Annotated in this window: 11 protein-coding genes and 2 pseudogenes; 10 read left to right on the forward strand and 3 right to left on the reverse strand. The window is 60.4% G+C overall.

The window, feature by feature from the left end:
- The 4 genes from AC1DOP_RS07890 to AC1DOP_RS07905 are packed head-to-tail and all read left to right on the forward strand — an operon-like array spanning position 1 to position 8,987.
- Positions 1-3,294, forward strand: a complete 3,294-nt coding sequence (locus AC1DOP_RS07890) for a DEAD/DEAH box helicase (RefSeq protein WP_477250675.1) — start codon at positions 1-3, stop codon at positions 3,292-3,294.
- A complete protein-coding gene (locus AC1DOP_RS07895) occupies positions 3,278-4,747 on the forward strand; it encodes a hypothetical protein (RefSeq protein WP_477250676.1) in 1,470 nt (489 codons plus the stop codon). The genes AC1DOP_RS07890 and AC1DOP_RS07895 overlap by 17 nt, the downstream gene beginning before the upstream one ends.
- Positions 4,748-4,767: 20 nt before the next feature.
- On the forward strand, positions 4,768-7,182 hold the full coding sequence (locus AC1DOP_RS07900; protein WP_477250677.1) for an AAA family ATPase: 2,415 nt from the start codon (positions 4,768-4,770) through the stop codon (positions 7,180-7,182).
- Entirely contained in the window at positions 7,179-8,987 is a 1,809-nt protein-coding gene (locus tag AC1DOP_RS07905; protein WP_477250678.1) for a hypothetical protein, read from the forward strand. The genes AC1DOP_RS07900 and AC1DOP_RS07905 overlap by 4 nt, the downstream gene beginning before the upstream one ends.
- Before the next feature lie 15 nt (positions 8,988-9,002).
- On the opposite strand, the gene AC1DOP_RS07910 is transcribed toward AC1DOP_RS07905, so the two are convergent.
- Positions 9,003-9,155, reverse strand: coding sequence for a hypothetical protein (locus AC1DOP_RS07910; RefSeq protein ID WP_477250679.1), 153 nt, complete (start codon positions 9,153-9,155; stop codon positions 9,003-9,005).
- A 317-nt stretch (positions 9,156-9,472) separates the two neighbouring features.
- Here AC1DOP_RS07910 and AC1DOP_RS07915 point away from each other — a divergent pair.
- The 6 genes and pseudogenes from AC1DOP_RS07915 (at position 9,473) to AC1DOP_RS07940 (ending at position 17,884) form a co-directional block, all read left to right on the forward strand.
- Positions 9,473-10,756 (forward strand): annotated as a pseudogene (locus tag AC1DOP_RS07915) (IS4 family transposase).
- Positions 10,757-10,872: 116 nt separating this feature from the next.
- Positions 10,873-11,355 (forward strand): glycine-rich domain-containing protein, encoded by a 483-nt coding sequence (locus AC1DOP_RS07920; RefSeq protein ID WP_477250680.1) that lies wholly within the window; start codon positions 10,873-10,875, stop codon positions 11,353-11,355.
- A gap of 12 nt (positions 11,356-11,367) precedes the next feature.
- On the forward strand, positions 11,368-12,054 hold the full coding sequence (locus tag AC1DOP_RS07925; RefSeq protein ID WP_477250681.1) for a class I SAM-dependent methyltransferase: 687 nt from the start codon (positions 11,368-11,370) through the stop codon (positions 12,052-12,054).
- Positions 12,051-12,914, forward strand: a complete 864-nt coding sequence (locus AC1DOP_RS07930; RefSeq protein WP_477250682.1) for a TauD/TfdA family dioxygenase — start codon at positions 12,051-12,053, stop codon at positions 12,912-12,914. The genes AC1DOP_RS07925 and AC1DOP_RS07930 overlap by 4 nt, the downstream gene beginning before the upstream one ends.
- Positions 12,911-17,146 carry an excinuclease ABC subunit UvrA gene (locus AC1DOP_RS07935; protein ID WP_477250683.1) on the forward strand — a complete coding sequence of 1,412 codons (4,236 nt, stop codon included), beginning with the start codon at positions 12,911-12,913 and terminating at the stop codon, positions 17,144-17,146. The genes AC1DOP_RS07930 and AC1DOP_RS07935 overlap by 4 nt, the downstream gene beginning before the upstream one ends.
- A 3-nt stretch (positions 17,147-17,149) precedes the next feature.
- The gene (locus AC1DOP_RS07940) at positions 17,150-17,884 is read left to right on the forward strand and encodes a class I SAM-dependent methyltransferase (protein ID WP_477250684.1); all 735 of its coding nucleotides are present in this window, start codon (positions 17,150-17,152) and stop codon (positions 17,882-17,884) included.
- A gap of 8 nt (positions 17,885-17,892) precedes the next feature.
- Here the strand turns inward: AC1DOP_RS07940 and AC1DOP_RS07945 are convergent, their stop codons facing one another.
- Together AC1DOP_RS07945 and tnpC are read right to left on the reverse strand one after the other, a co-directional pair.
- Positions 17,893-18,189 carry an IS4 family transposase gene (locus AC1DOP_RS07945; protein ID WP_477250685.1) on the reverse strand — a complete coding sequence of 99 codons (297 nt, stop codon included), beginning with the start codon at positions 18,187-18,189 and terminating at the stop codon, positions 17,893-17,895.
- Positions 18,190-18,288: 99 nt separating this feature from the next.
- A pseudogene (tnpC, locus tag AC1DOP_RS07950) lies at positions 18,289-19,909 on the reverse strand (IS66 family transposase).
- Positions 19,910-19,914 lie beyond the last annotated feature (5 nt).

The raw sequence follows: 19,914 nt of genomic DNA on the forward strand, positions 1-19,914 counted from the left end.
ATGAACTTGCATGATTTCCCACTACTGGCGAGTAACATCGTGCCCCTGGAATGCCCCGAGGGAGAAGACGGTCTGACACCAAACGAAGAGGCCGGATTTTTCCAAGAGGGCGCGCAGTGGTTCATCCGCCAAAATGCCGTCGTCAAACCGGTGCGGCCGGGTAAAGACAAACTCTTGTTTGAGGGCCTGGCAAGGCGCCGCGAAACGCTTTGGATGTTGACGCGCGCCACTACCACGCACGTCTTTATGGCCTTCCTCTCACCGAGTGAGCGAATGGACGGCGCCATCAACATTGGTGTCGATGCCGTCATCGCCGAGTCCTTGCAGCAGAAAGGAGAAATCGTCGACGCCAATGTGACGCAGGCGTGCGACTGGCTCAACAATGAATTCTTGATCCACACTACTCCCCCGAAACTGATTGTTGCTCGGTTTTCGAATGGCACGACGGCGAATTTCCAAGTCATTGGTCGGCGTTGGCGTGCGGACGTCCAGTCGATCAATGGCCAGGGTTACTTGATCAAGCACTTGGCACCGCGCCCAGCCAGTGCACCGCGCCTCACTCTTCTTGAGGGGCCGAGCGCATTTGTCGATGCGAGCGCCGCAGCACGCTTAGAAGACCCAGCGCAGAAAGCATTGCTCGAGGCCGTCTTGCAGAACAACACCGCTTACCTCGAACTGTGGAAGTTGTATAACGACTTGTCTTGGAAACGCGCACAAGAGGAGGCGAGCCGCCTTGGTGCGCTGTCCTATCAAGACTATGAGGGCCTCGAATACCGAGGCGGTAACGCATGGCGCTTGATCCCCAGGAGCAGTGAGTCATTAAAAGCCTTTAAGGAACGCTGGGCCGAATTGGGCATGGCCGATTCGACGCAGGTTGAGGTGACGGACAATGCGCCGGACTGGACCGTTGATCTACCCGACGCAACGGCGCAGACGCGCTCTGTGCGCGGCAATCTGGTGTTCGAAAGCGATAGCATCTTAGTGGTACCGGACGAACGACGCAAAGGGGATAAGCCACCGAGGTCGGGTTATGTCTATTACTCGCTCGCTGGCGAGCGCACTGTCGGCAAACGGCGCGAGGACGCCAAGCGCGCCATCGACAGTGGCAAGCGTCTACCCCAATTGCGCTATTTGCTAGAAGGCGTATCCGTACCCGTTGAGCGGCACCGAAAAATTAAGGATGTCACCGCCTATGCGCAGGAAACCTTTAAAGGTGGTAAGCCCACCGAGCGTCAACGCGATGCACTGCGCGTGGCCCTGAATACGCCAGACGTCGCCCTAATCATCGGGCCGCCCGGGACTGGCAAAACCCAGGTTATCGCGGCGCTGCAACGCCGCCTCGCAGAAGAAGGGGAGGGCCGTAGCCTGCGCGGACAGGTTTTGATCAGCAGTTACCAGCACGATGCGGTCGATAACGCGCTTAGCCGCAGCAATGTGTTTGGCTTGCCGCCGGTGCGCGTTGGTGGCCGCCAGAGCAGTGGAAAGTTGAGCGTTCAGTTTGAACATTGGGGCCAAGAGCGCGCGAAACACTTAGACGAGCGTGTCGAGGAACTCGAACGTAGTGAGCCATTGCTCAAGCATATGAAAATGCTGCGGCATGAATTTCAACTGCTGCGCATTGCCAAACTGGATGCGACTGGGCGCCTGCAAGCTTTAGAGCGCATCGCGGCATTGTTGGCGCAGGCGGCCGACTGCGGCGTACGTATCCCGTCCGAATTGGAGTCACGGTGGACGGAATATTTAGAATCCCAGCAATCGCGCGAAGTAGGGAACGGCGATGCGAGCGACCGTCGCGCCCTACTCGTGCGCGTGCGCGCGCTGCGGGTCGAACCGGTCGGGTTCGCCGATGATGGCGATGCACGCGCTCACGCCTTAATTCGGGCGCTGCGCCGCGGAAAGGTCGCGCTGAGCGAAGCGGAACAGCAAGTGTTGTACGACGCTGCCGACGCCGACACGCCAGACGAGGCGCCACTTGCCGCTTTGCGGCAACTGCGTGATCAACTCCTCGATCGTCTGCTGCCAGACTATCGCCCGCCATCGATTCGTAGCCGCCTCGATGATGAGGGTCGGGGTCTACTCACCGAGTTGGAAAAGGCACTCGAGCATAATTTGAGCGCCAGCCGCCGAGGCATCGCCGGCGTCCTCGCGCAGTTGAGTAACGCCCTTCGTTTTGACCCGTGGCAGGCCCAAAGTACAACCGAAGAATATGCGATGGTGGTCGGCGCGACGTGCCAGCAAGCGGCCGGCAACCAAATGAGCAGCCTCAAACAGGTAGCTGGGCTTGAGCACGCAACGATTTCCTTCGACACCGTCGTCATCGACGAAGCTGCGCGTGCCAACCCGCTTGACCTGTTCGTCCCGATGGCCATGGCGGAGCGCCGCATCATTCTCGTTGGCGACGATCGCCAACTTCCCCACTTACTCGAGCCGGACATTGAACAAGAAGTCGCCCGTCAAAACGAGCTCACTAGTGTCGAACGCAAAGCGTTTGAAACCAGCTTGTTCGAGCGCCTACGCGTGCAACTTCAACGTTTAGAAAAAGAAGACGCAGTGCAGCGCGTAGTGATGCTCGACACACAGTTCCGGATGCATCCGGCGCTGGGCAAGTTCGTCAGTCAACATTTTTATGAAGCGGTCGGCATGGAAGCGGTGAAGTCAGGACGAGAGGCCGATGTGTTCCGTCATACGCTCGAGGGCTATGACAACAAAGTATGTGCCTGGCTGAATGTGCCCGTCGAGTTAGGCACTGAGCGCCGCGTTGGTACTAGCCGCATTCGTGCAGAAGAGGCTAGCGCGGTCGCACAAGAGGTTGCACGTCTCCTCAAGCAGGCGGACCAAGTGTCTATCGGCGTGATCACCTTCTATAGCGCCCAAGCCCTGGAAATCATGCGTGAGCTCGAAAAGCTGCGCATCATGGTGCAGACACAGCACGGCTATGAGCCAGCCGAAGCCTACCGCATGACCGCCGACGGCGAAGAGCGACTGCGCGTCGGCACCGTCGACGCCTTCCAAGGCAAAGAGTTTGACGTTGTGCTGCTCTCGAACGTCCGTACTAGCCGCAAGAAGTCCGACACCGAAACGCTCGACGCCGAGCAGCGCGAAGCACAACTAAACGCCAAATACGGCTTCCTGCGCCTCCCCAACCGGATGAACGTGGCAATGAGCCGCCAGCGCAAACTGCTAATCGTCGTGGGCGACCTCGCACTCGCCGAGGGTCCAGAAGCACAAGAGGCGGTGCCAGCCCTCGCGGCGTTCGCGACACTGTGCAGGGGGGGGCATGGCTGTATTCGCTAAACGCTACCTGCAATTACGCAAAGCGCCCGCGCAGCGTGGCGAAGCTGTTCTATGGCCCGTGCACGCATATCGCGTTCAGTATGCGGAGTCACAAGGAAAAAGCTTAAACCTGTTTCAGCGCGCGGTGTTGGGCTTAGCCCGCGCTGGTTGCCGCGATGCGCACGAGATGGCGAGTCTGCTGGGCTTACATCCGCAAATGGTGCTGCTGATCCTGGCCCAATGTAATAGCCAAAACTGGATCGATAGCCAAGGTCGACCGACAGCGAACGGCGTTGGCTTGCTCGACGATGAGGAGGACCGAAATATCGACTTGAAGGCAGGGGTGCTGTTCCGTGACGCGATCAGTGGTGCGTTTTGGCCACGCATCGTCAGCATCGATGGCCTCAATGAAATTGAGTCGATCGCGGCGGCTGGGGAGCTCCCCGTGTTCAAGCCGCTACGTGCGGAGCGCAAGAACATCGAGCCACACGTCTTCAGCGCGGATCGAGACGTCCCAGCGCATTTTGACAGTCGCGATATCCAGAAGGCGTATCACGCTTATCGACTCGACCATTTCAATGCGCGTCAACTGTACGGTGGTATTGAGGTGGAGCCCCAAGTGCATGCGCATGGTATCGAACTCATGCACGAGCAGGCCGAGCCCATGTACATGCTGACCTGGGTCACACCCGACGAGACAGGCGACAGGCCGTGGCGTGTATGTGATCCGTTCGCCTTACGGCAGCAAGTGCCATGGTTAGACCACACCTTCGACAGTCTACTCAGCCATCCGCGACAACACCGGCTGATGCGTCGACTTGCGACCATGATCGGCAAGCCCCAACCAGAACAGCAGAACGTCAAGGAATGGCTGCGCCAACTCGAGCAAGAACTTGACTTCGAACTGTTGACCGAACACCCCTGGGTCGCGAGAGAAAAGCTGATCGGACGTTACTTCCGCGTCCTTAGCTGGCGTACGCGAGTGATGGAACAGGCGTTCGGCAGGCATGAACTCGAAAGCGCGCTAACAGACGCCCAAAAATTGTGCGAGGCAGTATGCCAGTGGGTTGTGCGGCGCTATCCCATCAGCATCGATGTGGTGCCGCCAACCAAGCACCGCGATCCAGCCCTCAATCAAGGCTTGCTCGAGGAATTGGACTTGCCAGCATTGACGCCAGACTTGATCCGGAGCTTGGCCAACCAAGATACAAGCTTGGTACGTAAGGCCTTAGGTGGCGCTAACCAGTCACTCAAGGCTATGTTGTTCGCCGCACTCCTCACCACGCTAAACAGGCCAGAACACCCGTTCCGGCACCTGGCACCAGAGGCGTTGGCACTTGGCCGTCTTTTGCAGCTCGCGAAATCGCGCAATGAAGCAACGCACGCGAGCGGTAAGGAATTTCACATGACAGAAGTTGTCCAGGCAGCGAAGTTCGCCCTCGACTGGACAGCGCAATTGAAAGAATGGATGTAATGGGTAAGAAGAAACCACACATGCCTACGCAGAAGGCCGGTCCCCCGCAGCCGACGCAATCGACGAACACGGTCAAGGTGCCGCCGTACATGGCAGCGATGCTCAATGGTGCAAAGGTGATGGACAAACCGGTACCCGAGGCCTTAGCGAACATCGACGCAAGCTTCTTGGACGAGCTATCGGCCAGCTTACCGTCCGAGAACGCGACACGATTCACGACGTGGCTTGAGCGCTTCTCCAGCTTTTGCAAGGATCTGGAAAAGAAAAACGATGCGCTGTCCGAAGAGCGCACAGCGTGGCTCACACAAGTTGACAGCGACAAGGCAGCGATCGAACGGCAGCGCGATGAGCAAAAGCAGCAGCACGAAGGTGCAATCAACGCCCTGCAGCAAGACCGTGACAAGTTAAGCCTGCAACGTGAACAAGTCGAAACCGCACAACGCGCACTTCAAGAGCGCGAAGCGAGTCTAGCACCGCGCTTTGAAGAGCTAGCCAAACACCAGGCAAGGCTGCAAGAGCTAGAAATATCGCTCGAAGCGCGCGAACTGAACGCGCGCACCGGCTTCGTCGAAACGAAACAGCAGATGCTAGACGGTCTCAAAACGGACATCCGCACCTTGGAGGCCGCGCGCGACGTCTTGATCAAGGAAATTGATCAGCTCAAAGGTAGTTTGAATCAAGCGCAGCAAGTCCGCGATGCTGAGTTAGAAGAACGGGCGCAAGCCCTCCAAAGTGAGACCGCCAAACTCGAGCGCGCCAAGCAGCGTGTGCAGCGCGATGCCAACGCTCTCGAGGAAGAGCGTCAACAAATCGACGAAGATAGGAAGCGCGAGCTGGCAGACGAACAAGAGAAACATCGCAAGATCGTCGACGGGTACAAAGCACGTTTGACGCGTATGAGCCAAGACTTGGACGCCGAGCGGCGCCAAGCGGATGGCTTGCGGGCGCTTCGCGACGTTTTTGGCGACCGCGAACCACAAGCCCTGCTCGATGAATTCGAAGCCCTTCAGCGCGAGAACAGCGCGCTACGCCGCAATAGCGCTGCCCTAGAAGCGGAGCGCCTTGAAACCGAGAACCAGGGCTTGCGCGAGCGCCTGTCGATTTTGCAGGGCAATCTGCGCGAACTGAGCCAAGAACACGAACAAGCCAAAGCTGAGCTGAGCCGTAAGCGCATGGGCGCGCTCGACCTCGAGACACTGTCGATGGAAAAGCGTGGCCTTGAAAAGCACAGACAGTTGCTTAGCGCAGCGCTGATCGATCTGGAAGCCCGCGTCGACAGCTTGACCTCAGCAACCAAGACGCAGTCGGCCTTCCCGCAACTGACTGACATGGATGCGCAATCCGATTTCCGTATCCCACCCACACTCGAACCTGTGCCCGACGACTTGGCCGCCTTCGCTGTCGAATTGCAGCAGCGCATCGCGGTCGCGGAACTCGGCACGAAGCTGTACTACCAGATCGACGACATCCGCGCATTGCTCGGTGGTTTAGCGATGAGTCAGCTACACGTGTTCCAAGGGATTAGCGGTACGGGTAAAACCAGTTTGGCCAAGGCCTTCGCCAAAGCCATGGGCGGCTTTTGCACGGATATCGCTGTCCAAGCTGGGTGGCGCGATCGTGATGACCTACTCGGACACTACAACGCGTTCGAAAAGCGCTTTTATGAGAAGGACTGCTTGCAGGCGCTCTATAAAGCCCAGACTGACGCCTGGAAGGATTGCTGCAACGTGATCCTGCTCGATGAAATGAACTTGTCGCGCCCAGAACAGTACTTTGCCGAGTTTCTGTCCGCACTGGAGAAGAACAGCCACAAAGAGCGTCTCATTACGCTTAGCGAACACGCGGTACCGCAAGCACCAAGCCTCTTGGTCGAACAACGCAAGATCCGCGTCCCTAGCAACATCTGGTTCATCGGCACGGCAAACCACGACGAGACCACCAGCGAACTGGCCGACAAGACCTATGACCGGGCTCACGTGATGACGCTCCCGCGCCAAGAGAAGCGCTTCCCGATTCCAAAATTAGATCCTGTCCGTTACTCGTACTCCTCACTGCAAACACGCTTTAAAGGGGCGGTGACCCGTCACGTGGATGAGGTGAGCGATTTGCTCGACCAACTGAAGCGTGACCCCTTGACTTCGCTTCTCGAGGAACAGTTCAAACTTGGTTGGGGTAACCGTTTCGAGCGCCAAGCCAAGCGTTTTATTCCCGTGATGATGGCGTGTGGCGCGACGAAGCAAGATGCGCTTGACCATCTGCTGTCGACCCGGGTCATGCGCAGCGGGAAGGTAACGGGACGTTACGACATTACGCTCGACACCCTGAACACGCTGCAAGACACCTTCGATAACTTCTGCGTGGCCGTGGGCGGCGAAGCGCCGAAGTCCAGGAAGCTGATCGAAGAAGACCGGCGCCACAAGGAACAGATGTTATGAAGCTGTACGACCGGATCAATAGCAAATCGTTGACCCGACTTCCTGAGCTGATTCACCCAGGACGCTATGTTCTGGGTCAGGTGGTCGCATTCAATGGCCATTCACAGTTGGCGAGCGGCGACCTGCTCAGCGATGATGGAAGCGAGCGCTGCAATTTGAACGGCGAGACGACGCGTTTTTGCGAGTTCGATCCTGCGCTCAGCGACGACACGGTTTTTCTAGGCCGTGTTCTAGACAGCATTGCGCAAGCAGGTGCGCAGGGTGGTGCCTTACCATCGCCCTTGCTTCCGACCGCCCTCATCAATGAAGAAAACCACCTCAACGACTTGGAGTTGCTCCTCGAAGAGGTCTTACAGGCTGGCCACCTGCATGCGATTTCGAAACGTCCCCGAATCGATCTGCGCTACGACGAAACCGTGACCGACGTGTCGCGCGCCCGGCGTCTCACGAATAAGACCTACACGCACCTAGCGTCGCGCTCTGAATGCTGGCAGCGACAAACGCTGCAAGGCATCCAACCGAAGCGCGTCTTGGCGCGCTTTAGTGAAGACGAATATGCCATCTACGAAAACGTCGTGTATGCCCGGCTCTTAGATAAGCTGGTGCACTATTTGTCGGGCCGCCTGCGGCGCCTCGACCGCCTGTGTAAGCGCCTAGAACGGTCGCTAGCGTTCTCGTCGAGTACCGACCTCAACCATCGCCTAATCAACGACATCTGCCATTTGTGGGGCGAGACCTATCTGCCGGCGGCGACCGCCCAGCAGCTCGAGGCCACGCAGAAGACGCGAAACACGGTCGCTAAGCACCTCAAGAGTTTGCAAGGCTTGCGACAGCGGGGCCTCTATATTGAGGTCGCACGCGAACGACAAGTGGGGCAAGCGCTCCATCAAACCAATATCCTGACGCACGACCAGCACTACCGGCACGTGAGCCTGCTGTGGGATGCGCTGCGCCAGACGATCCAAGCTGCCCACCAGTCCCCAGCAGAACGCCTATATACCAACCAACAGCGCGAAGCCGACTATAGTGAGTATGTCGGCTTGGTTCTGCGCCACGCCTTGCGTCGTTACGGTTTAGACCATGCCGATGAGGGCGCGTGGGCAGGGCATGTCCTAAGCGTGCGCCGGGATCATTTGAATTGGTTCCTGTGTATGGATGGCGAGGTCAAGCTCGGCCTAGTGCCCTGGGCCTACCCCGACGATCTACCCGCCGACATCGCCATCCCCACTAACTTCCGCCTGTGCTGGCCTGGCGTTGAGCTCAACGACACCCTTGACCGCGCGCTGACTGGTGATCGTCTGCGTCTGTCGCCGATGGATGTCTACGTAGTCGAACACATGGGGCATCTTGTCGACCGCATTCTCACCGAAGCACTCTTGGACGACTATGCGATGCCCATCAAACCGCTGCCGAAGATTGTTGCGGAAGAGGGGCAAAAGGTGCAGGGGATCGTCGTGCAAGCAAACGAGTTGCGGGTGCTCTCGCCCTTGGCGCCGACTGACGTGTTGACCATGCAAAACCTGTTCGATCAACATACTCGCCCACAACTGGCGCAGGCATTCAAGCGGCAGGCGCAGCATGTGCAAGCGCTCCGTGAGTGTCCAGTATGCGGTGACACGGCCCTCATTACGCCACAAGAAAACGGCAGCTTTAGCTGCCACTGCCGCCGCGCCGGTTGTGAGTCCAAGCGCTTTTATCGCAAAACGAAACAGGGGCACTGGACTTATCAGCAACTGCTTGGCGATGCCTTGGAATTTCGCGTGAATGGCCGGCGTAGCATGGAATTTTCCATGCTACGCAGCTGACACACGGCAGCGGTACTACAGCAGCCATCCCAGCAGTGCCCCGCCGATCGCACCCAATGCGGCGCCGGCGGCCTCACCGTATTTGCCGAGTGACTTACCGATCTTGGCGCCCAAAGCCGCGCCCGCCGTCGCACCTTTGACGATGCGGTCCCAGACAGTCTTTTTCACACGAGCTTCCTGCTCGGGGTCGAGATTAATGCGTGGCTTCGTACGGCCAGTTTGAGCTGCCGTCTCGCCAGCGCTTGTGTCCTGCGCCTGCGCAGTAGGCTTCGCTTCATTCGCTAGCGGCTATCGAAAAACACTTACATGTTGACTGGCCGCCCTTACAGCACCGCGTTATACACAAGTGCGCCGTTGACGTCGGGCGGGCCTTGAAAACGCCGGCGAAATCACGTTTACCCCTCGTCTTTTGCTTGGCGCAATTGACCAACAGAGCGACGTAGGCTGAGCAGGAATTCCGGCAACTCGATCTAGGCGACGCGCGCCTGAACCGGCGACCGTAGGTACTGATGGAAACGATGGCGGCGACACCGACGGCGAGCGTACCGAAAGCGTGTAATGGCTGGGGCGAGACGATGGCGGCGTACCGCTTTTTCGACAATGCCGGCGTCGACTGGCAGGCAATCCTGGAGCCGCACTGGCAGCAAACGGAACAGAGAATGGCCGAGCAGGCAGTGGTATTGTGTCTGCAGGATACGACCGAACTGGACTTCAACGGGCAGCAGACGCGCGGTCTCGGACCACTCAGCTACGAGGCGCAGCGCGGCATGTATGTGAACCCGACCTACGCGGTGACGACGACGCGCGAGCCGCTGGGGATTCTGGACGTATGGATGTGGGCGCGCGAACTTCGCGACGCCACCGGCCAGCGGGGCGGCCCGAAGGAAAGCCTGCGCTGGATCGAAGGTGACGAGCGCCTGGCGGGGCTGGCGCCGCGTCTGCCGACGACACGCCTGGTGTATGTGGCCGACCGCGAGGCAGACATGTTGCCCTTGATGATACGGGCGCAGCAGTTGGATCGTGCAGCCGACTGGCTCGTGCGCGCCGCGCAAGACCGTTGCTTGCCCAATAGCGACAAGTTGTGGCCCCATGTCACCGAAGGCGAGGCACTGGGCGACATCGAATTTTCTCTGGCCGCGCGGCCTGGCACCAAGGCACGCATCGTGCTTCAGCAACTGTGGGCACGTCATGTCGAACTCAATATGGGCAAGGGCAAGGCGCTGACTGCCACTTGCATCACTGCGCGTGAAGTAAATGCTCTTCCTGGCGTCAAGCCGATCGAATGGCGGTTACTGACGAGCCGGGCCGCTGCCAATGCGGCCGATGTCGCCGAATTGATCGACTGGCATCGCGCCCGCTGGGAGATCGAAATGTTGTTCAACGTGCTCAAGAACGGCTGCAAAGTCGAGCAACTTCAACCAGGCACGATCGAGCGCATCGAGCGCGCGTTGGCGCTGTATCTGGTGGTCGCCTGGCGCATCGCATGCTTGATGCGGATGGCGCGAACTTGCCCCGACCAGGACGCCGGACTGTTCTTCGACCCGGAGGAAATCCAGGCCGCATATCTGCTTAATAAGCAATTAGCGCCTCCCGCGCCCAGACTCAATGCCGTACTGCGCTTGATCGCCCGTGCCGGCGGCTTCCTGGCCAGGAAAGGCGATGGCGAACCCGGTGCCAAGACTATCTGGGAAGAACTTCGGGATCTCCAATCCTCGGCTCATACCATCAAAACGCTACGTGAAATGGAAATGCCTTTAAATTGTATATAACGAGGTGCTTATCCTACGATTTGCACCAGGGCTGATTCGCCGACTGTCATAAATCCTGTTTCGAATTTTCTTGCTTGCTCTTATAATAAATTTCCACAACAACACTAGGGAATGGCATGTCAGCATTGTCAGAACAGCTGCTCACCTTTGAGCAGGCACAGGGACTGGTCCGGCGCGATGATGAGCTCGAGGCCGCACTGGAAATGGTCTCAAAAATCGATTTCGGCATGGTGCGCCGCAAACTGGTCGAGGAGAACGGCTGGACTGCTGACGCCTGCGATGAAGCCGAAACACTCTACCGCAGGTTCCTGGCCCTGAATATTCGCTATCCGGACCGGAAGCTCTGCCCGAATGGTCCGGTCGACGAATTCTGGCATGCCCATATCCTGGATACCCGCCAGTATGCGGCCGACTGCGATTTGCTGTTCGGCCAGATGCTTCATCACTATCCCTATTTCGGCATGCGCGGACCAGATGACCATGCAGACCTCGAGCGCGCGTTTGCCGACACGGTGGACCTGTTCATCCGGCATTTCGGAACCGATCCTACTGCTGGAGACTGCGAGGCGCGTAGCTGCAAGCCGCAGCGGTGTCCCTGAAGCCGGGCAGAGATGACCGAATCCTCGTTCTTTTCGGCGCAGGATGACGACGATGCCCTGGAAAGCCGCAATGCGGTTTTCTGGGACGCGATGCTCGACCATATCCGCCGAGACGGTTTTGCATGCGCGCCCCGGCGGGTACTTGACGTGGGATGTCACCGGGGTGGACTGCTTGCCCGCATTGCCGCATTGTGGGGTGCGGACGAGCTGACCGGCATCGAGCCGATCCAAGCTGCCCGCTCCCGAGCCCTGCTTCGTCTCAAATCTGTTGCTCAACGTGTGCAGTTGCTGTCTCCGATGCAGTGGGCGCAGGTGCCAGATGGAGCTATAGATCTGGCTGTTTGCCATGAGGTTCTCTTCATGCTGCCAGACCTTGACGAATTTGCCGCTGCTCTCGCCCGCGTCCTGGCTCCGAAGGGAAGGGCATATATTGTCACGGGATGCCATGCGGAGAATCCTGTATGGCCGGTATGGAAGTCAGCTCTTGAAGACGACGGAAAAGTGACCTTTACGCACGCGCCCATGTCGCTGATGGCTGCAGCGGGACGGCATGGCCTGTTGCCCAGCGTACGTCCCCTACGCGAAAGTGGCTGGGCGACCCATGACCCTGCCGAGAGCCCGTTCAGCTTTCCGAGTGTTTCCACGCTGCTGGACCACCAGTTCCGGCACAAGCTTCTCTTCCGTTTGGTGCACAAATGAGCGAAACCCCGGAAGTGTTTCTTACCGATTCGGAGGCCGGATTCGTCGAGGCAGAGTGCGCCCGCTCAGGATCCCTGCAGGCGATCGAGAAGGCGGTGCTGGACCAGGCAGCGCAAGGTAACAGCATCGGACGTCTCGCCGCGCTGCGCCTCAGGGTGGCCGCCCAATGGCGGATGCATGACCATGCCGTCATTCGCAATGTCCCGCCCACTGACGATGGCAGGACCGGTTTGCTTGTAGCTGCCGCCTGCTTCGGCGAGCTCAAGCCGTATCGAGGTGGCCAGATCGTGAAGCATTTCCGGATGTCGCCTTGGACGACCGCGCTGTCGCATACGCTTGCATCGGGTTTCTTCCACACCGATATCAATACTGCGCCTGTGCCGCCAGCGGCCACCGTCATGCAGTGTCTCGAGCGTGACCCTGGCGCACCCGAATTCGGGCAACTGCGGGTGGCCCGTGTCGCCGACCTGCTGCGGAGGCTCGAATCAGCTGGGCAGCGCGAAACGGTCCGGTTCCTGACCGGCGACCGCATAACCATGGTGAACGAAACGTCGCCACAGGGATGGTCGGGCGTTCTGGTCGACGGAGACACGATCCGTTTCCATCCCGAAAGCCTGCAGGCTGCGCGTGGACTGGGTTTCGAAAGTCCGGCCGCCCTGCAGACGCACCTGGATGTCGTGCATGAAGCCGCCCTGGCGGTATCCCGGCCGATCGACCTCGCGCCTGGAGAGCTGCTATTCGTCAGCAACCGGCGCGCGCTGCACCAGCGCGGCGCCTGTACCGTGCGCTTCCTCGAATACCCGCGCCGGTTTACCGCCCGGCGGGTTAGCGTCTTTCATACGCTCGACGAGCCGGCATGAACGTCCCGGACTGCATCGAGATCGTCGGCGCCGACGCCAACAACCTTCGCGGGATCGGGCTGGAGATTCCGGTGAATGCGCTCACGGCCATAGTTGGCGTGTCCGGGTCCGGAAAAAGTTCGCTGATCGATGACACGCTCGGGCGCGAAGCGGCCAGCCGCATGCGCCGTTTCATCGATGTGGAAACCGGGCCGTCTGGTGCCGATGTCACGGCCTACATTGGGCAGCTTCCGCCGGCGGTTACCGTCGGTCAGCGCGCTTTTCAGGCATCGTCGCGCAGCACCGTGGGCACGGCGACTCCTCTACTTCGTCTGCTCCGGCGCCTGTTTGTCCGCTTTGGCGAACCGTTTGCGGATGACCTAGGCAAACCGCTGCCCGCGCCGGGCCCTGAGGTCTTTGCCGGCTGGCTTTCGCGGCATGCTGGCGGCCGTGCCACCGTGTGGGCGGTCCCGGTTCGTCAGGAGGCAACTACCGGGGAGTCAGCAGTGCGCCGGCTTGCAGCCGCCGGGCTCGCGGAAGCAGTGGTGTTCAGCGAGACCGACCGGGGCAGGCGGATCGAAACGGGTACGCCAATGCGTCTGAACCGGTTTAGGCCGCTCAGGGCAGATGTGCGGCATACCATCGAGGCACAGGTTGGAGACGTCGTGCTCGGGCCAGGATCCGGTGACCGACTCCTGAAGCTCCTCGAACTGGCCTGGGCAGCCGGTAACGGCGGAGTATTTGTCGAACTTTCCGAAAGCCGGCACCCGGAACTCGCCCGGGCTTTCTCGTTCGGTCTCGATTCGCGCGTGCACCGTGTGCATCCGGATTCGCCGCACGTCTTTCGTGCGCCAGGAGCGCACCTGCTGTCCTTCAATGCTCCACTGCACGAAGAGAGCGGCGCGTGTCCTGTGTGCGCCGGACTGGGAACTGCTGCGGACCTGGACGAAACCGCACTGGTTACCCATCCGGAAAGGTCCATGCATGAGGGTGCCCTTGCACTGTGGACGGCCAAGAACTACCGCCATGTCAACATCCAGCATTCGACCATCGAAGGCCTACGCGGCCGGGCCGGATTCGATCCGGATCTGCCATGGCTTGCACTACCGGAAAGCGCCCGCGCTCTGATTCTGGACGGTTGTCCGGAGCCGGTGGCCGACATCGACCCTGTTACCCGTAAAAAGGCCAGCCTGCCACACCGCTATGACGGCTTCCGGAAGAGCATTCTGGAACGTGCTGCACGTCCAACAGCAGCCGGGGAGGCATTAAGGCCATTTGTCGGAAGCGGGCCGTGCAAGGTCTGTGCGGGCACACGGTGGAATCCGTCTGCCCGTGCGTTACGGGTAGCTGGACGGACCATCGACCAGCTCCTGTCGATGCCTTTTTCCGCGCTGCAGGCAGACCTGTGCGACCCGTCCTGGCGTCAGCTGGAAAATTCCTCCGGAGGTCGCAGCGACGGACGCGAGGCTCTACGGATGACGGCGAACGTCGCCCGGATAGCTGAATCGTTTGTCAACATGGGGCTGGGACACCTCTCCGGAGACCGTAGCATGCTGGAAGTCAGTGACGGGGAATCGCGCCGCATCAGGCTGGCTGCAGTGCTGAACAGCCGCCTGACCGGTATGCTGGTCGTACTGGACGAGCCCGGACGTGGTCTGCATGAGGCGGACCTGGCAAGGCTCGGAGAGTCCATCGTGCAGGCGGCGACGCGTCACACCGTGGTCATGAGCGAACATCGGCAGAGCCTTGTCCGCCAGGCAGACCACATTGTTGAACTGGGGCCGGGAGCCGGCCCTGCCGGCGGCCGGATCATTGATCGCGGGGCATGGCAGGGTACGGGCAAAGCCCGTCCTTCCGTGACTGGGCGCAGTGCGCCACCGAAGCAGTGGGTGTCTGTGCGTGGCGCACGCATCAACAACGTGTCCGTTGCCGAAGTACGGATTCCGCTTGGGACAATTACCTGCGTCGCCGGCGTTTCGGGGTCTGGCAAGTCGAGCTTCGTGCGTGGCGTACTTGTGCCCGCGCTGCGCCTTGCGCTGCCACGCGAACAGGTCGACACAGAGGATTTCAGAATGCTGCGGGGAACATGGCAGACCGTGAAAGGGGCCGAACCGGTTTCGGCACTTCATGCACTGGACCAGTCTCCCGTACCGGCACAACGCCGCAGCCTGGTCGCCACATTTTTGGATGTGGCAGCTCCGCTGCGGCAGAAATTCGCTGCAGCGCCGCAGGCCAGCGCCCTCGGGCTGCTCGCTGCCGATTTTGGCACCAACTCCGGCCGCGGCCGCTGCCAGCACTGCCTTGGTGTGGGCACCGTAACTGACGGGGGGCCGTGCCCGGTATGTGGCGGCCTACGCTTCGGCATGGACGTCCTTTCCGTGCGGCTCCACGGACTCAACATGGCAGAGCTGCTGGCCATGCCGGTGTCCGAACTGGGTGACCGCGCGCCGTCACTGATCGCGTCCGATCTTGCAGCGCAACTGGCAGAACTCGGGATCGGACATCTCGCGTTGGGCCGCAGCCTGGATACGCTCAGCGGCGGCGAAATCCAGCGGCTGCGCATTGCCCGTGCGCTCTCGCGACACGGGCGGGAGGGCGCCTTCTTCGTCATCGATGAGCCTGCATGCGGGCTGCATCCGGAGGATGTCGACCGCCTCTACCAAGCGCTGCGACATATCGTGGCGAAAGGCGCCAACACGGTCGTCGTGGTCGAGCACGAGCCGGCGCTGCTGGCACGCTCCGACCACATTATCGAATTCGGCCCCGGAGGCGGTCCCGCTGGGGGCCATATCATTGCGGCCGGAGTTCCGTCCGTAGTATCCCGTCTCGACACGCCGACTGGCCTTGCGCTGCGCGCGCGTGCCACCCGGAAGGCCAACCCTGCGGGAGCACGTGAAGTTCTTTCGCAGGTGGAGAGTGCCGCCTCGCTTGCGGTGGCCTCGGGCGCAAGGGCCGAAATCCGGCAGATTCTGGGTCATGATGTGGCCCCTCCCGACGACGGTCCGGTCGTTCGCCCGGCTGCCATCTTTCCCGCCCGCGATGACAGGCGGCGTGCGCACGAGCTGGCCGATCTCGACCGGGCGATCGCGTCGGTTGCACTCGACGCCTTCCGTCAGAACGCGAACGATTCCTCGCGGTTGCTGGATCAGTGGAGACGCCACCCGGACGCGCAGCTTTACGTTAATCCGCTTCTGGACGCCGTGGAAGTCTGGGGGCGGAAAATTCCGGTCTCGGTAGTCCAGGAAGTGAATATACATGCGGCCGCCATGGGACTCGGTCCCCCGGCTCCGCTTGGAGCCAATGCGCTGGAAGTACGTATGACCGGGCCCCGGTTGTGGCCCGGGAAAGCATCAGACGCTGCTTTCGACACCGTTCTTGCAGAAGCCGCGCTGCTGGGAAACGGGTACGTCGAGCTTGTCGGCCCTGACGGTGCCGTTCTGGCAAGCGCCGGCGACCGGCTCATCGACCGTGACACCGGATGCGTCGGGCCGCGGCGGCCGGGGCCGGCACACTTCAGCCGGCTCGGTGCCGCCGGGCGCTGCCGGGCCTGCAACGGAACAGGGACCGTTCCCGACCTCGCGGAATCGCTTCTTCTCGGCGACAGGCGGTTGCGGGTATCTGACGAGGGCCTGATTGGCACCCATGCGCTGGCGGTGCTCAGGGGAGTGCGCCGTTCGACAATGCTACCGTTCTTCCGCCGGATGGTCGCGGAAGGATTGTGGGTCGACTTGCCCTGGACGAAAATGCCGGAGGAGCAGCGGTTGGCACTGCTTCAAGGGTTTTGGATCCGTCCCGGGCACGGCACATTCCTCAAGGAGGGGAAGGGTATGGACGGGAGCGAGGTTGGCCACTGGCTTTCCTGGGACGGACTGATAACTTCCGTCCTGCAGCAGGCAGACCGGAGCGGCAACAGCGAGTGGCGTGACGCCATCCGGACATCGTGCCGGGAAGCGGCATGTCCGTACTGTAAAGGGTCTGGTTTGGCCCGACATGCGCACCTTCTTCCGATTGGTCCGCGTACGCTCGCGGACTGGACTGCGAGTGGCACGGTCGCTGAACTGCTCGATGCACTCGAAGGTCTGGAAGGGCTGCCACCGCGCGCGGAACGCACCCGGGTACGCATCGCGGCATGTTTGAAACCGTTTCGCTCCGCCGGAACGAAGCTTCTGGAAATCCCGGCAGTGAAACTGCGCCAAGAGGTGCTCACTCTTACTGCCCGGCAGTTCACCGGTCTGTCTACCGTATTCACCTGACACATGCATAACCTGTTTAACGCCTTCGCACACCGGTACGACCTGCACACTCCTCCGGATCATTATTTCCATGATCACGAATTGGTGCTTGAACTTGCAGGTGAGTACGGTGCAGGCGCCTGTCTTCTCGACGTGGGCTGCGGTACCGGCATTTTTGTAAGGAAAGCCCTCGCGGCAGGGTTCGCGGCAAAGGGGCTTGACATTTCCGGGGCGATGATCGATGCAGCACGTACGCGGGTTCCGCACGATGTCGTGCGCGTCCAGCGGATGCAGGATTTTGACGAGGACCGGCAGTATGAGCTTCTGGTCTCGTTGTCGTGGTGCGTGCATTACTGCTCGGGCGAAGACGAACTGCTGGATGTACTGCGCAGGATGTACAGGGCGCTGCGCCCGGGCGGGCGGATTCTGTTGCAGATTGCTCATGCAGCGAACCTGACTACGGCATGGATGGAGGATGTCGAGTGCGGCCCTGACGGTATGCCCGGCGATGTTTCGCTGCAGTTCCGTTTCAGGCGTGACCCGGCTGGGCCGCAACGGCTGTTTGCGGATTACGTGTATACCTGCCTATCACGGCATGAAAAATTTTCAGAGACCCATGTTCTGGAAGTCGCCGACGCATTCGCCATGCGCCGGCTGGTCTGTGAAGTGGGCTTTTCCGACGTTCAGATATGGAATTCGTGCCGGCGCGACGTATTCGCTGCTGGTGGAAGCGTGTTCCTGACTGGACTGAGGTCATAGCCACCTCGTTATACACAGGTCGGCTGAGATCCGAATTTTCGTAGTGCGCGCATCGCTTTGACGGCGACATGAACATCTTTCAATTCCAACCAGATCGTCTTTACCCCGGGCTCGCTGTCACCCTTACGAGCGAGGAAGCCGCCCAGGCAGGCGATCTGGCGCAACACCTCGTTCAGTCGTGACGCCGCGGGTGGCAATTTGTCACGCAGCAGATAGGCCATCCGGATTTCGTTGGGATCGAAGAACAGAAGCGCGTTCAGGTCGGGCAGGTTCAGCCCAATCGCATCAGATGGGCGATGTGCCATCCTCGACGAGATACAAGGCGAGCGCGCTCGATCCTTTCAATCCCGCCAAGCTAGAGCCTCGGCCCGCCAGGCGTTCTTGAGAACATTCAACGTAAGCGATCACGGGGTGGCGTAACCACGTCGGCCGCTCAGGTCATGTAGATCCGAGCGTAGCGAATTCGCGGCAAACATTTCTTTCCAGATTCGCGGCGTGAGTTCATCCACCATGGATGCCGGATGCTGGCCAACTCGCTGCAGCACGTCGACGAAATAGTCGTACGGATTGATGTCGTGCAGCCGGCAGGTGGCCAGCAGGCTTTGCACGATGCCGACGTGCTTGGCACCCAGCTCGGTCCAGCTGAACAGCCAGTTCTTCTTACCCATCGGGATCACCCGCAGGGCGCGCTCGATGTGGTTGGTGTCGATCGATACCTCCGGGTCATCCAGGTAGACCGACAGGCCGACCCGGCGCTCGCGGATATACGCCAGCGCGCCAAGAAACGGGCTGCTCGGCAGGAAACCGTGCTGGTCGAACTGCTCGTCGATCCAGGAGAAGAAGCGCTCGAGGACAGGTTTCGATTGTTCTTGGCGACGTGCGAGTTTGGCTTGCGCCCTCAGGTCATCGTCGCGAATCTGCTGCTCGATTTTGTAGAGGGCAGCGATTGCATGCAGTGCCTGGTCGGCCTGCGCCGGCTCGATATCCCTGGCGTCAAAGATCTTACGGCGTGCGTGTGCCCAGCACTGTGCGTGCGTGATCCCCGTCTTCTTCGCGTAATGGTCATAAGCGCTGTAGCCGTCGCTCTGCAAGACGGCGCCATGCGGCCGCTGCAAACCCAGCGCGGTCTCGACATGCCTCGCCGCCCGGCTGGGGTAGTACAGGAAGAAGATCTCATCCTGTTCGCCAACGACCGGCCAGAAGTAGGCCGCCTTCTTCTTTCCCGGTCCGGCACGGCCCGCCTTGATCGGCGTCTCATCCATCGCGATCACGCGCGAACGCCGGACCGACTCCAGCTGGGCGTTGAAGATTGGCTCGATCAACGATACCGCGGCCGGCATTAGCTTCGTGATCCAGGCGCGGCTGACGTTGATGCCGGAATCCTGCAGCTTGACGTGCTGGCGGTACAAGGGCCGATGATAGGCGAACTTGTCGATGATCATGCCGACGATGAAGCTGACATCGGCGCGGCACCCGTCCAGCACGCTCACTGGCGCCGGAGGACATGACAGGACTTGATCGGCACGCAGCTTGATGACCGGACGGACGTATTTGAGGATGACGTAGCTGCCCGGACGCTGGGCCAGGCGATAGCTGACCTTTTCGCCGACTACCTCGAAGTCGGCCGGGTCCAGTCCCGCCGCCTCGTCATTGGCCGACGGCAATGACCTCGACCGGCACCTTTGATTCGTCAAAGAACAGGGCCGCGTCATCGTTGCCATCGATGAGGAGCTTGTTTTTGTTCTTGGATACGCGCTCGTGCGCCGCGATCCTGGCCTTTTTGACGGGCGCCACGTCATCGGGAACGACATCGAACGCCTCGCCCAGCGTGCCCTGGACACCTTCCGGTTCCGGCATCCGACGCTCGCTCTTTTGCCCAAAGATCTGCCGCTGGAACGACGCTACCTGGCGACGCAGACGGATGATTTCGCGCTCCTTCGCGTCGAGCAAAGCGCTTATCTCCGCCGCGGTCAATCCCACTGCAGGACTGGCGGTTTCGGAAGCGGAACGAGGCTCAGAAGGCATGTCAA

This window comes from Massilia sp. 01N410, assembly GCF_056399665.1.